15 protein-coding genes are annotated in these 13,178 nt (G+C 43.7%); 10 read left to right on the top strand and 5 right to left on the bottom strand.

The window, feature by feature from the left end; all coding sequences use genetic code 11:
- Positions 1–36 precede the first annotated feature (36 nt).
- The 3 genes from ACSQ8O_RS28365 to ACSQ8O_RS28355 all read left to right on the top strand — a co-directional run bounded on the left by ACSQ8O_RS28365 (position 37) and on the right by ACSQ8O_RS28355 (position 2,279).
- Positions 37–510, top strand: a complete 474-nt coding sequence (locus ACSQ8O_RS28365; RefSeq protein ID WP_056621059.1) for an acyl-CoA thioesterase — start codon at positions 37–39, stop codon at positions 508–510.
- Positions 511–684: 174 nt separating this feature from the next.
- Positions 685–1,500: a VanW family protein gene (locus ACSQ8O_RS28360; RefSeq protein ID WP_436244416.1), complete on the top strand. Its 816-nt coding sequence runs from the start codon at positions 685–687 to the stop codon at positions 1,498–1,500.
- Positions 1,497–2,279 (top strand): DUF817 domain-containing protein, encoded by a 783-nt coding sequence (locus tag ACSQ8O_RS28355; RefSeq protein WP_436244415.1) that lies wholly within the window; start codon positions 1,497–1,499, stop codon positions 2,277–2,279. Before ACSQ8O_RS28360 ends, ACSQ8O_RS28355 begins: the two co-directional genes overlap by 4 nt.
- A 53-nt stretch (positions 2,280–2,332) precedes the next feature.
- Here ACSQ8O_RS28355 and ACSQ8O_RS28350 read toward each other — a convergent pair whose 3' ends face one another.
- Genes ACSQ8O_RS28350 through cysT form a run of 4 tightly spaced genes read right to left on the bottom strand, consistent with a single transcriptional unit; the run spans position 2,333 to position 6,200 of the window.
- Complete coding sequence (locus ACSQ8O_RS28350) at positions 2,333–3,448, bottom strand: sulfate ABC transporter substrate-binding protein (RefSeq protein WP_436244414.1); 1,116 nt, start codon at positions 3,446–3,448, stop codon at positions 2,333–2,335.
- Between the two features lie 43 nt (positions 3,449–3,491).
- Entirely contained in the window at positions 3,492–4,577 is a 1,086-nt protein-coding gene (locus tag ACSQ8O_RS28345) for an ABC transporter ATP-binding protein (protein WP_436244413.1), read from the bottom strand.
- Positions 4,567–5,397 carry a sulfate ABC transporter permease subunit gene (locus ACSQ8O_RS28340; RefSeq protein WP_436244412.1) on the bottom strand — a complete coding sequence of 277 codons (831 nt, stop codon included), beginning with the start codon at positions 5,395–5,397 and terminating at the stop codon, positions 4,567–4,569. Before ACSQ8O_RS28340 ends, ACSQ8O_RS28345 begins: the two co-directional genes overlap by 11 nt.
- Positions 5,394–6,200 (bottom strand): sulfate ABC transporter permease subunit CysT, encoded by an 807-nt coding sequence (gene cysT / locus ACSQ8O_RS28335; protein ID WP_436244411.1) that lies wholly within the window; start codon positions 6,198–6,200, stop codon positions 5,394–5,396. The genes ACSQ8O_RS28340 and cysT overlap by 4 nt, the downstream gene beginning before the upstream one ends.
- A gap of 327 nt (positions 6,201–6,527) precedes the next feature.
- On the opposite strand from cysT, the gene ACSQ8O_RS28330 reads away from it, so the two are divergent.
- The 3 genes from ACSQ8O_RS28330 to ACSQ8O_RS28320 all read left to right on the top strand — a co-directional run bounded on the left by ACSQ8O_RS28330 (position 6,528) and on the right by ACSQ8O_RS28320 (position 8,668).
- Positions 6,528–7,358: an alpha/beta hydrolase family protein gene (locus ACSQ8O_RS28330; RefSeq protein WP_436244410.1), complete on the top strand. Its 831-nt coding sequence runs from the start codon at positions 6,528–6,530 to the stop codon at positions 7,356–7,358.
- A gap of 19 nt (positions 7,359–7,377) precedes the next feature.
- Entirely contained in the window at positions 7,378–7,596 is a 219-nt protein-coding gene (locus tag ACSQ8O_RS28325; protein WP_056621072.1) for a YezD family protein, read from the top strand.
- A 121-nt stretch (positions 7,597–7,717) separates the two neighbouring features.
- The gene (locus ACSQ8O_RS28320) at positions 7,718–8,668 is read left to right on the top strand and encodes a lysophospholipase (RefSeq protein ID WP_436244409.1); all 951 of its coding nucleotides are present in this window, start codon (positions 7,718–7,720) and stop codon (positions 8,666–8,668) included.
- Between the two features lie 88 nt (positions 8,669–8,756).
- On the opposite strand, the gene ACSQ8O_RS28315 is transcribed toward ACSQ8O_RS28320, so the two are convergent.
- Positions 8,757–9,182: an ester cyclase gene (locus ACSQ8O_RS28315; protein ID WP_436244408.1), complete on the bottom strand. Its 426-nt coding sequence runs from the start codon at positions 9,180–9,182 to the stop codon at positions 8,757–8,759.
- 154 nt (positions 9,183–9,336) lie between these two features.
- Between ACSQ8O_RS28315 and ACSQ8O_RS28310 the strand changes: the two genes are divergently transcribed.
- From ACSQ8O_RS28310 to ACSQ8O_RS28295, 4 genes are all read left to right on the top strand, one after another.
- Positions 9,337–10,356 (top strand): helix-turn-helix domain-containing protein, encoded by a 1,020-nt coding sequence (locus ACSQ8O_RS28310; protein ID WP_436244407.1) that lies wholly within the window; start codon positions 9,337–9,339, stop codon positions 10,354–10,356.
- Between the two features lie 132 nt (positions 10,357–10,488).
- Positions 10,489–11,283 (top strand): SDR family NAD(P)-dependent oxidoreductase, encoded by a 795-nt coding sequence (locus ACSQ8O_RS28305; protein ID WP_436244406.1) that lies wholly within the window; start codon positions 10,489–10,491, stop codon positions 11,281–11,283.
- Positions 11,284–11,305: 22 nt separating this feature from the next.
- On the top strand, positions 11,306–12,451 hold the full coding sequence (locus ACSQ8O_RS28300) for a winged helix DNA-binding domain-containing protein (protein ID WP_436244405.1): 1,146 nt from the start codon (positions 11,306–11,308) through the stop codon (positions 12,449–12,451).
- A gap of 157 nt (positions 12,452–12,608) precedes the next feature.
- Complete coding sequence (locus ACSQ8O_RS28295; RefSeq protein ID WP_436244404.1) at positions 12,609–13,178, top strand: hypothetical protein; 570 nt, start codon at positions 12,609–12,611, stop codon at positions 13,176–13,178.

Raw genomic sequence — 13,178 nt, 5'->3', positions numbered from 1 at the left:
TACCATGTCTGAAGTCATCATCCGGAGGCAAGCACTATGGAACCTAAAGCAGCAAGACTGTCTCGAACCGTGTTGACAGAAATTATTTTGCCAGCGGACACGAACTACCATAACACAGTGTTTGGTGGTCGCGTGATGCAATATATTGATAAAGTTGCGACGATTGCCTCCATGCGCCATTGTCGTAAGAGTGTGGTAACAGCTTCGAGTGATAGCTTGGATTTTTTCGCACCGGTAAAGCTAGGTGAGGCGATTCAGTTGGAGGCATTTGTTACGTGGACGCATCGGAGTTCGATGGAAGTTTATGTGAAAATTGAGTCTGAGAATCTTCTGACTGGTGAAAAAAAACATACTGCCACATCGTTTCTGACGTTTGTTGCCTTAGATGACGCGGGGCAGCCGTGTCCAGTCCCAGGCATTATTGCCGAGACGGATGAAGAAAAAAAGCTGTTCGAATCCGCGGAAGCACGGTTTACAGCGCGAAAGCTTCGTAAGGAAGCACGTCTATAAGCTATACGTTTGCCTGATACAGCAAGCAGTTCCCAATGAGGGAACTGCTTTTTTCTTTGGAAAAAGTGACAATCTCACAACTTTTTGAATGGTTAAGGAGTCAAATGAAGAGAGGATTGACTGCCTCCATTTTATTTTACAGATAAGGATGAAAAATCAGTGGGACTTGTTGACATGAAACAACGAATAGGCAAACGATTTCCTTTCTTATATAGGCTCCGCGTTCAGCAGCTGATGTTACAACGACGTATCATCAATTTAAATCCGCTAATCAAATATGCTTATAATAAAAGTACTCAGCCATATACTTACACAGTGAAGAAGCACAAATCTATATTACGGCGGGTGCTCGGCAATACGGATCCCATTTTACAAGAAAATAAGATTGTGAATTTGAAAATTGCACTTAGAGAAGTGGATGGGATTGTGATACATCCTGGTGAAACGTTTTCCTTTTGGAAGCTAATTGGTGTGACTAGTAAAGAAAAGGGGTACATCGAGGGTCTCATGCTATCACATGGCGAAGTACGAGTAGGTACAGGAGGTGGTTTGTGTCAGTTAGCGAATATGTTATATTGGCTAGCATTACATACGCCGCTTATGATTAAAGAAAGGCACCATCACAGCTTCGATTTATTCCCAGATGACCGCAGAGTAATCCCCTTTGGGACGGGAACGAGTGTATTTTATAATTACGTAGATTTGCAATTTTATAATCCTACCGAGAATCGGTTTCAATTTCATCTGGACGTAACGGAAGCGTATTTAGAAGGCTCGATAAGCTGTGATACGGAATTGACTTATGATTATCGAGTGAAAGAGAAGAATCATTCGTTCTACGAAACTTCAAACAAGTGGTACAGAGGCAACGAAATATGGCGACAAAAAGTAAATAAACATGATGATTCAATTGTTGATGAAGAGCTAGTTAATGTGAATCACGCAGAGGTCAAGTATATGAAATCTAATGGAACTCAGGAGAACGAATGAAGAGAGAATATGTAAAAGATTTTCTCATTTTTGGTTGGAAACAGGCCTTATGCTGCATTTTTCCTGTTATCATCTTTTTGACATTGGCTGTGTCCAAAGCAGTATCCCTGCCATTCATACATCGCTATGATTTCATTTTACTTGTGTGTATTCTCGCGCAATTAGTATTGGTATGGACGAAGATAGAGAGTGTAGATGAGCTGAAGGTTATCACAGTATTTCACATTATCGGTCTTGGGCTGGAGTTGTATAAAGTACACATGGGATCGTGGTCCTATCCAGAGGAAGGCTTGACGAAAATAGCCGGAGTCCCGCTGTACAGCGGTTTTATGTATGCAAGTGTATCGAGTTATGTGTGTCAGGCGTGGAAACGTTTTGATCTACATCTTGTTAATTGGCCAAGCAAATACATGGCGATCCTGGTATCGATAGCTATATATGCTAATTTTTTTACCCATCATTTTATGTATGATATTAGGTGGATTCTCATTGCCTTGATTGTAATCTTGTTTTTTAAGTCACATATTCGGTTCACAGTCACCACCCAAACCTATCGCATGCATACGATCCTTTCCTTCATGTTAGTTGCTTTTTTTATTTGGCTGGCTGAAAATATTTCAACCTTTCTTGGTGCTTGGCGCTATCCAGATCAAGAAATTTCTTGGCGGATTGTTCATTGGGGTAAAATTAGTTCTTGGTTTATGTTGGTTATTATTACGATCATCATCGTCGCGGAATTGAAGCGAATCAAATATCCAAAGCAAGTTAAAGGTGCATGAAATAGCGAAACCCCCGGAAGCTTTAGCCTCTGGGGGTTCTTTTTGCAATTTGTTTATTTCGCTCCGCCTTCGGCAAGGATGGTTTCCCAAATAGCGCCTTTACCGTAAAGATCTTTGTTCACTTTGTCCCAACCACCTAGGTATTCGATATTGAATAGGCCTGGAGGCGTTGTGTAGTTTTTCTCGTATTGCTTAGCGACTTCTGGAAGAACGGAACGGAAGCCTTTGTCAGCGAATACTTTCTGAGCATCAACAGAGAACAAATAGTCATAGAACGCTTGGACAGCAGCACGATTACCATGTTTATCTACATATTTATCAATAATAGCAACTGGATTTTCAATGGAAGTCGTGTATTGTGGAATAACTTCAACATATTTCTTGCCAGTTTGAATACGAGCGACAAGTTCATTCTCATACGTAATAATCGCATCGCCTACCCCTTTATCGAAGGTCGCTAGGGAATCTGCGCCGCTCTTATCGAGGACTTTAATGTTTTTGTATATTTTAGCTACAAGATCTTTGGCTACAGCAGGGTCTTGCTTACCAGCAGCTTCGGAAATTTTGAGACCAGCACCGTAGACAGCATTGATATCCCATTTAGCACCACCAGAAGTGCTTGGGTTCGGAATGAGGACTTCAACGCCTGGCTTTGTCAGATCAGACCAATCCTTAATGCCTTTCGGATTCCCTTCACGCACACCGATAGCGGCGATAGAAGTTGTTACGAATCCTTTTTGTGGCGTTTTTTTCCAGTCATGTGTAATTAGACCTTTCTCCACGATTTTTTGAATATCTCCTTCAAGAGATAGTGGAGCGATATCCGCTTCAAAGCCTTGAATGATAGCAGTAGCTTGTGAACCGGAAGCCACATATGATTCTTGGAATTCAACCGTTGTGCCGGTTTTCTTTTTATATTCTTCTTTGAATTTTGGCAGGATTACATCAAAGGAATCTTTCAAAATGGAGTAAGCACCGACTGTAATCGTTACTTTTCCGCCATCAGCTTTCGGTGTTGTACTAGCCGCAGCTGTTGCAGCTGTCGTTGCAGCAGCAGATGGAGCACTTGTGCTAGCAGTCTTCGTTGAGCCGGATCCGCAAGCTGTAAGAGCAATACTTGCTGTGAATAATGCTGCAGTAACTAGGCCAAGCGTTTTGAAATTTTTCATGGTTAACAACTCCCCTTCTTTTCTAAAGCTTATTTGGTATTGGTTATATGAAGACAGGCTGTGGATCTTGTTTGGCCTGATTATCAATCCAGGTTGTACCTGTTTGGGTAAATACGGAAATCTGGTGGATGAGAATATTAACTTCATCGCCAACTTGATAAATGCGTTCTTTCACGGGCTGATAAGCGAAAAGCTTGATGTTACCTGTATCCACTTCTAGATACCAGGAATCGCCGCGGAAGTGAACATGCGTTACTTTGCCTTTTTCACCAGCTGTTGCCAAATGACTTACATTGTGCGGACGTACTTCGATGTTCTCAGGACGTATAAGTACATTCACATCAGGAAGCCATTTGCCATCTTGTTGGAGATCTGCAAGTGTAGGGAATCCAACAAGTGGTGAATAGGAGGGAAGGACATTGGATTCGCCAATGAAAGAAGCTGCAAATGATGAGGCAGGCTTCGTATATATTTCCCATGGGCTTCCTTGTTGTTCAATTTTACCGCCTTGGACCAAGATGATTTCATCGGCAACCTCGATCGCTTCATCCTGATCATGCGTAACGAAAAGGGTCGTTACTTTGAACTCGTTGATCAAATTACGCAGCCAGACGCGAAGCTCTTTACGAATTTTGGCATCGATTGCGGCGAAAGGCTCGTCGAGTAATAGCAGCCGTGGTTCAGGTGCTAGTGCTCTAGCGAAAGCTACCCGCTGGCGTTGTCCGCCGGATAGTTGGTGCGGATATTTTCGCTCATGACCTGCGAGACCCATTAAGTTCACTAGATAAGTAACACGATCATGAATCTCAGCCTTAGATTTCTTGAGTACTTTCAACCCATAAGCGACGTTGTCAAAAACGGTCATATGCTTAAATAGGGCATAACTTTGAAAGACGAAGCCAATGCCTCTCTCTTGAACCGGAAGGTGAGTGGCGAGCTTGCCATCGAAATAAATATCACCGCTAGTTGGGCTTTCGAGTCCGGATAGCATCCGAAGGATGGAGGTTTTACCACCGCCGCTCGGTCCAATCAAACCGACAAGATTCCCTTCTTTTATTTTGAAATTAACATCTTTGATCGCATGAAAGTCTCCGAAATGTTTATTTAAGTTGGTTACTTCAATGTGCATGTGGGGATCCTCCTCCATGATTTCTCGTTGCTTCGCTTCTTCGTTTCAACCACTCTAGCGATAATAAAATCGTAATGGAGATGAGACCTAATACGAAGGCCACGCTATTGGCTGCTACGAGCTGGAATTGTTCAGCGTCTTGATAGACAAGTGTCGTAGCTGTTTGAGTTTGATTAATGATATTCCCTGAAACAACCAGGATGGATCCGAATTCTCCGAGCGATCGAGCTATCGTCAAAATCAAACCATACACAACGCCCCAGCGAATACTCGGCCAAGTCACCTGCAAGAAAGTGCGAATGGGTCCAGCGCCTAAGGTAGCGGAAGCTTCTTCGGACTGTGTCCCAATTTCTTCTAATAAGGGAACCACTTCACGTACCATTAGCGGGAAGGTAATAAACATGGTTGCAATAACCATCCCGGGAATCGCATAAACGATTTTCATATTATGATCTTCGAGGAATGTACCGAGTGCCGTGTTGGGTCCGAAAATCAAGATCACCATTAAACCTACAATGACAGGTGATACCGCAAAAGGTAAGTCGATTAGAGCATTAATGATCGGTTTCAACCAACGTGAAATCCATGAACCTCTAACAATTTCTAAGGAAATATAAATTCCGATAATGGCATTGAGCACGGTAACGATGCTTACGATAATGAATGAAATCTTTAATGCGTGCAGAGCTTCTGGACGAACAAGTGCATCAAAGAATGCACCAGGGCCATCTTCGAATGCGCCAAAGGTAATCCCTAAGAATGGCAATATGATTAGTAGGAATATGACCAAAAAAGAAATGCCAATCAATAACTTTCTCATGCTAGCCGCCCCTTTCCGCGAGTCCATAAATGGATTCCCCATAAAATCAGGACGGAGAGTGTCAGGAGCACAAGTGAGATAGCAGCTGCACCTTCAGGATTGTAGTTCTGTGTTTCACCATATATATAGACGGAGGCGACCATCGTTTTACCGGGTAAGTTACCGGAGATCAAGGAGATGGCACCAAACTCTGCAAGTGATCGGGAGAAAGCGAGCATACTACCAGCAATCGTACCAGGCAATAGCGCTGGCAATACGATGCGATAAAACGTATAGAATCTGTTTGCACCAAGTGTGAAACTCGCTTGTTCTTCTGCTGGATCAATCTGCTCTAATAGTGGTTGAACCGTTCGTACTACAAATGGGAAAGTAACAAAGACTAAACCAATAACAATTGCTGTTTGATTGTAAAGCAGTTTAATTCCTACCGAGTCTAGCCAAGCTCCTAGTGGACTTTGTGGTCCTAGTAGGGTGAGGAACATTAGGCCTGCAACGGAAGTCGGAAGTGAGAAAGGAAGATCAACCATGCTGTTAAGAATGCTCTGTCCCCGGAATCGATATCGGACTAGGACATAGGCGATTATCGTTCCTATCACTGCTTGAATGACCGTTGCAATAATACTTAACTTCACTGTTAACACAATTGATTTCCATGCTAAAGGTCCTGTGACTTCTTTCCAAAAAGGTTCCCAGCCTAGTGAAAATCCTTTGACGTAGATGGTGGCTATGGGGATAAGAAGAAGCACAATTAAGTAGCCTATAAGCACGGATCGAACCGTCGCTTTAAAAACCTTGTTACGCATGGAGCACCACCTATTCTTATAAAGCATACCAACTTACTTGGTTTTATTAAAATGACTATAACAGCGCCAGGATTATTCTGTCAATAAGTAATTTTGGGGTAATCAGGTGATGTTAAGTATTTATTTTTTCCTATAATAGTAGAAATGCATTTTTGAAATTTGAAGATACATTGAAAGAAAAATCTTTAACAATTTTTATGAAAAATGTTTGGTTAATTAAGTAAAACACTCATTGACACCAGTACCATCCCATGCTAAGATTGGTTTACATTTTAATTCCGAGTAAAAAGATAAGATTAATATGAGTAATGAAAGGGAGTTACCAGCATGGAGCATGCCATCACGATTCAAAGCGACGATGTCGAATTAGCCGCAACATTACATTACCCTACACAGCAAACCGCAGCGGTTCAAGCCGATTGTCAGCGTTGGCCCTTGATCATCATTTGTCACGGATTTATCGGGAGTCGAATCGGTGTTGACCGGCTTTTTGTAAAGGCAGCTCGTTCTTTTAGCGCACAAGGTTATTTTGTACTTCGTTTTGATTATGGTGGCTGTGGCGAGAGTACAGGGGATTACGGCGCAGGTGGACTAGATGTACTCATTGAACAGACCCGACGAGTGATTGATTATGGTGTTTCTATTGATTGTGTGGATCTGAGTAGAGTTATTCTACTTGGACATAGCTTAGGCGGTGCCGCGGCAGTCTTAACAGCAGCGAAGGATCATCGCGTGAAAACCCTTGTCCTTTGGTCGGCTGTTGCCCATCCACACAACGATATTATGCGAATCGTCGGCAAAAACGAATACGAGAAACTGCCACTGGGTGGTTCGATCGATCATCATGGTTATAAACTAACAAGTCGATTCTTCGAATCTTTGTCGCAGCATCAACCGTTTGAACAATTACGTAAATTTACTGGCGATGTATTTGTTCTTCATGGAACAGCAGATGAAACCATTCCTGTCGATTATGCACCGTTATATCAGAAGATGTTCTGGCTGCGCAAAGAAGGTCAGTGTGACCTGGAGCTCGTGTATCAAGCAAATCATACGTACTCGACGACACCATCAACGACTGAATTGCTGGAGAAAACGGGAGATTGGCTAAACTATACGTATAAACGAAACAAAGAGTGGAATGATTGGACAATTTAAATGACATGGAGGCATGACGATGGCGAAACCACTGGAATTAGACGAAATTTGGGTTGAGCGAATTAAGCAAATTTTAGATGGACTAGAATATGGTTCTGTACAAATTGTGGTTCATGATGGCAAGATTACACAGATTGATAAAACAGAAAGAAAAAGATTTGAGACCGCGGCTGCGCCACAAGCACAAGCCACCTTACAAGCGGTGAAATCGACGAACAAACAAAAGAGTAAAGTTTAGATTCATTATTGGACTTATCATTTATCATCAGCCCCCATGCCTTGTGGAATGGGGGCTGTTTTCATTCGTCAGAAGACGTATACTAATGAGGAGTAGAAGCGAGATTTGGAAGGAGAATCTTATGCGTAAAGGTCACTTTATTTGGGAAGATACGCAGGGAATCAAACACTATGTGTACGAGTGGCTGCCTTCGGAAGACGTGGGATTCAAGGGGATTGTGCAGATTGCACACGGGATGGCAGAAACAGCAGCCAGATATGAGCGATTAGCTGATGTTCTGACTAAGAACGGATACGCCGTCTATGCAAATGATCACTTGGGACATGGCCGAACAGCGGGTTCTCTAGAAGCCGTGGGTAAGTTTGGCAAGGATGGCTTTCATGCCATGGCTGATGCAATGGGACAAATTACGTCACAAATTCGTACACGTTATGCAGAGTCGAATCTACCCTTATTTATGCTAGGGCATAGTATGGGTTCATTTTTAACGCAGTATTACATGGGATCTTATTTGGAGCGATACCCGACTCATGTTCAAGGGATTCTATTGTCCGGTTCGAATGGAAAAGAAGGCCCAGTTCTACAAGTTGGAATTGGGATAGCGACGCTGGAAGCAGCAATTCGAGGAGATCATTTTAGGAGTGTCCTGTTGACCGCACTCTCTTTCGGATCGTTTAATACGAAGTTCAAGCCGAATCGTACGGCGTTTGATTGGTTGAGTCGGGATGAACGTGAAGTTGATGCATACATCAATGATCCTTACTGCGGTGGGATTTTTACATCGGGATACTTCAGGGATTTCTTCAAAGGATTAATGGAAATACATACCCTCCAGCATTTGGCTCGTATTCGCAAGGAGATTCCAATTTATATTTTCTCAGGTGAGGATGATCCAGTTGGCGGGCAAGGAAAGGGTATTCGCAGTTTAATTAAGACCTATGAGAAGCTGGGGATACAAGATATCAGCTATAAGCTATATCCAGGTGGCAGGCACGAAATGTTGAATGAAATTAATCGCGATGAGGTAATGGGAGATATTGTTGCAAGGTTAGATAGTTGGATCGCGAAGTGAAGTAAGCTGTTCCTTATCGGCCTGAGGGCTGGTGGGAACAGCTTTTTTGGTGATGGTTGGAAATGCCACAGTGTGAGTTCGCTAGTTATTACTTCGCATTCCATTCGAGTTGCGCACGAATGCCTTCACGGTCGATTTGGATCCAGTATTCTACGATTTTTGCATCCTCCACACGATAAACAGCGCTGGCGATTTCGACAATCGGTTTCCCGGTAGGTGGGAAGCCATCAACTTCTCCAATATGTGTACCCGTTTGTTTCCACCGAACATAGACACGATCTTCCTGGGCGAGGAGCTCCTGAACTTCTAATTGAAAAGTGCCATAAGCGTCAAGCATTTCGCGAACATGATCAGCATAATTCGTCGGCGTCCGATGGACTGTTGTTTCATTTTCAGCTGTCATTTGATGAGCTAGAACCTGTTCGGCCATGTAATCATGGGCTGCATCGGGCTGCTTGCCAGAACGGACTAGTTGAAAAAATCGTTGAACGACGTCTCTTGGTGATAATGACATAGGCGTTGCTCCTTAGTTGGAAAAATGAGTGATTGGTAGAAAAGTATAGGGGATTGCGGGTAGAAGTGCAAGCGGCGGATTAGAAGGGTGATGAGACAGGTAACTTTCAAAGGCAATGTGTTAAACTAATGTAAAATGAAGGAGGCTCCAATGTATGAAGCATCTTACCTCAGACCGGATTAAAATCCCGCTAGGATTCTGGGCAGGATTACGTCGCTTGGGGATTTCTCCCCACGATATAGCTCGTCAAGCACGTTTGCCGCTCACCATTATGACTGAAACAGGAGTCACCACTACCCAATATTTTGCGATATGGCAGGCTTATTCCGATCTCATAGGTGACAATGCCCAAGGAATTATCAAGCTAGTGACCGCCTTTGAAACAGCTAAGTACCCACCGTCTGTCTTAGCGACTTACCATGCTCGTGACTATCGTGATGCACTAAACCGAATGGTTCGTTATAAGCAAATGTGCCCGCCGGAAAGCTTACATATCACCGAGGAGGGTGAGAGCTGTGTAATCGAACTGAATTGGCTGACTACTGAGCAAACCGGTCCATCCATGCTAGTTGGAATCACACTGGCATACCTGCTGGAACTCGGACGACGAGGCACAGGCAAGCCTTTAACGGCGAGATTCGTCGAATTTTCACAGCCCATGGGCGATGTACAAGCACTTGAAGCTTACTTTGGCTGCCGCGTCGGGGTTGGTGCACAAAGTAACCGTTTGACATTGGATCGAAGAGATTTGGATCGCCCCTTTGTTTCGTACAACGAAGAATTACTAGAGATGCTCACTCCTGTTCTGGACCAAACCTTGGATGAACAGCAGCGTAGACGATCTGTTACTGAGATGGTCAAATGGATCTTGAAACGCAGCCTTACCGGAGGACGCCCCGACATTCATACGGTCGCAAAGGAGTTGGGTATGAGTGAGCGTACATTGCAGCGCCAGCTTACAGATGAGAACACGAGCTTCCAGCAACTGTTGACTCAAGTTAGACATGAACAGGCAAGGGAGTACTTGGCAGACCCCACGTTCGAAATTAAAGAAGTGGCTTTCTTGATTGGATATGAAGACCAGAACTCATTCTACCGCGCCTTCCGCTTGTGGGAAGGCGATACTCCTTCCAATTGGCGTGCGGCCAACGTAACCTTTGCTACAAAGAACTAATATGTACAGCTTCGATTATTTGGCGTGTTATGCAAGAACTTTGGCGCCATAGGCTAGTTACGGAACAATCCAGACCAAGTAATATAATCCCTATCCGGGCACAAGATGGTTATATAAAAGGAGACAAGTACGATGGATATGGGATTAATCAATAAAACAGCTTTAGTTACAGGATCTACGAAGGGGATTGGGAAAGCAATAGCCATTGAACTTGCGAAAGAAGGTGTGAATGTCCTCATTAATGGACGGAACTTTGAAGTGGTAGAGCGTATTGTTCAAGAAATGAAGTCGGATTTCCCGGATACCTCACCTCAAAATGCGACGGCCGATATTGTGGATCGTATGCAAAGAGAGGCCCTATTTAAAAAATACCCCGACATAGATATTTTAGTGAACAATATGGGGATTTATGAAATGATGCAATATGAGGACATTGATGATGAAATATGGGAAAAGTACTTCCGTACCAATGTTCTAGCTGCAAATGGATTATCTAAATTTTACTTACCTAACATGCTGAAAAATGACTTTGGGCGGATTATCTTCATCGCGAGTGAAGAAGCAATGATGCCTTCCGGTCAAATGCCACAGTATTGTATGACGAAATCCATGCTCTTATCATTGTCAAAGAGCTTATCTAAATTAACAAGAGGAACAGAAGTTACTGTCAATACGATCATGCCAGGGCCCACACTCTCTGAGAATGTACATCAAATAATTGAGGGTATGTATCCTAATGAAGATATGACTTTTTCAGAAAAAGAGAAACAATTAATGTCTACAATCTTACCTCAATCTGAAATCCAACGATTTATCAATCCTATTGAAATCGGAAGACTAGCTGCCTTCATATGCAGCCCATATGCTTCCGCATTTAAAGGTTCTCCGATTCGTATGGATGGTGGGATGGTACCTACTATTTTTTGATATTTATTTAGGAGGCGAGTGCGTGGATACAGGTAAGAAGAAGCCAGTCAATACGGCAGCTAATCTTGAAACTGCTTCAGTTCTTGGAAGACGCGCTTTGAACCGCGCTTTGCTCGAGAGACAATTGCTGCTTAGGAGAGTCAATCTGCCAGCGCTTGAAGCCATTGAGCATTTAGTTGGTTTGCAGGCTCAAGCCCCCAATCCTCCATACTATGCTTTGTGGACACGGCTTGAAGAATTTCGACAGGAAGAACTGAGTCAACTTATTGAAGAAAGGAAGGCGGTGCGCATCGCGATGATGCGCTCTACAATTCACTTAGTGTCAGCTCGTGATTGTTTGGAATTGCGACCATTGGTGCAAAGTGTCCACGACCGAGCTTTTACCGGTGCCTATGGCAAGAGTCTCGCTGGTTTAGATGCACAAGCGCTAGCCGCCGCAGGCCGAGCATTGGTTGAAGCGAAGCCAATGACATTCAGCGAAATAGGCAAGCGGCTACGTGAAGAATGGCCGGACCGAGATCCGGATGCTCTCGCAGCTGCCATTCGGACGTTGGTACCACTTGTTCAAGTGCCGCCTCGCGGACTCTGGGGTCTAAGTGGCCAAGCATTGCATACGTCTGCAGAACTCTGGCTGGGATCGTCCCTCTCTTCCGTACCGAAGCTGGAGATAATGATCCAACGCTACTTGTCCGCCTTTGGCCCAGCTTCAGTCAAGGACATGCAGGCATGGTCGGGTCTAACCAGGTTGCGTGAAGTACTCGAGAAACTTCGTCCTGATCTCATCTGTTTTCATGATGAGCAGGGGAATGAATTGTTCGACCTGCCAGATGCACCGAGACCCAACCCTGCCGTTGCAGCTCCACCACGATTTTTGGGAGAGTTTGATAATATCCTCTTGTCACATGCAGACCGCTCACGGATTATAGATGACACTTATCGAAATCGGGTATTCACCAAGAACGGCATCATTCGGTCAGTTATCCTCGTTGACGGCTTTGTTAGAGGAATATGGAATATCAAGCGGGGGAGCGGAACAGCGACACTCACCATTGAACCCTTCAGGAGTTTATCTTCTCAGGAACAAGATGAATTAGCAGTAGAGGGGGCTAAACTGTTGAAATTTGCAGCGGTTGACGACCTCACCCATGATATTCAGTTCCTAACCTAGGCGATGCAACGAGCACAACGATAATAAACAATCAAACAGCTAAATGTATCAGTTCGATAGGGAATAATTTACATTATGCTTGAAACATTTGGGAACGCTAGTCCGTTTAAGAGTTGTGTGAGTTGTTATGAAGTTGGGGTTAGAAGGGGGAGTTGTGGTGAGAAGAGTAATAAGTATCCTACTTATGACGGTTCTAGGATTAAGTTTCATGATGATCTTCCATTCTTCAAATGTATATGCTTGCTCTTGTGCTCAGCCTCAAACTGTGAAAGATCAATTTAGTCGATCGGAAGCTGTTTTTTCTGGGAAAGTGCTTGAAGTGAAGGAGCAAAAAAACTTAAACGGAAGTATGACCAAAGCTGCGCTATTCGACGTAAGTCGTATATGGAAAGGTGGCACTGAATCTCAAATTATTATTCATACGGGGAGCGGTGGCGGGGATTGTGGATTTAAATTTGAAAATGGTAAGGAATATTTGGTATATGCCCAGCCCTCCACCATGTATGGAGACAAAGAGTTGCTTGTCACAATCATTTGCGATCGGACGGTTGCTTTAGATCAAGCGCAGGAGGATCTGGCTGTATTAGGTGAGGGTAAACTCCCGACAGAACAAGTTCATCTTGAAGGTGAGCTGTCACGCACGCAGCCCTTTATCTGGGTTGCGGTAATTGGAGTAGTTGTGATAGGAATGACATTTTTCTTGGTTCGGCGAAAATGGAGGAAATGA

The organism is Paenibacillus sp. LjRoot56 (assembly GCF_964253335.1).
Classification (GTDB): domain Bacteria; phylum Bacillota; class Bacilli; order Paenibacillales; family NBRC-103111; genus Paenibacillus_E; species Paenibacillus_E allorhizoplanae.
Note: the sequence above shows the minus strand (reverse complement) of the source record. Positions and strands in the feature narration are given on the sequence as shown.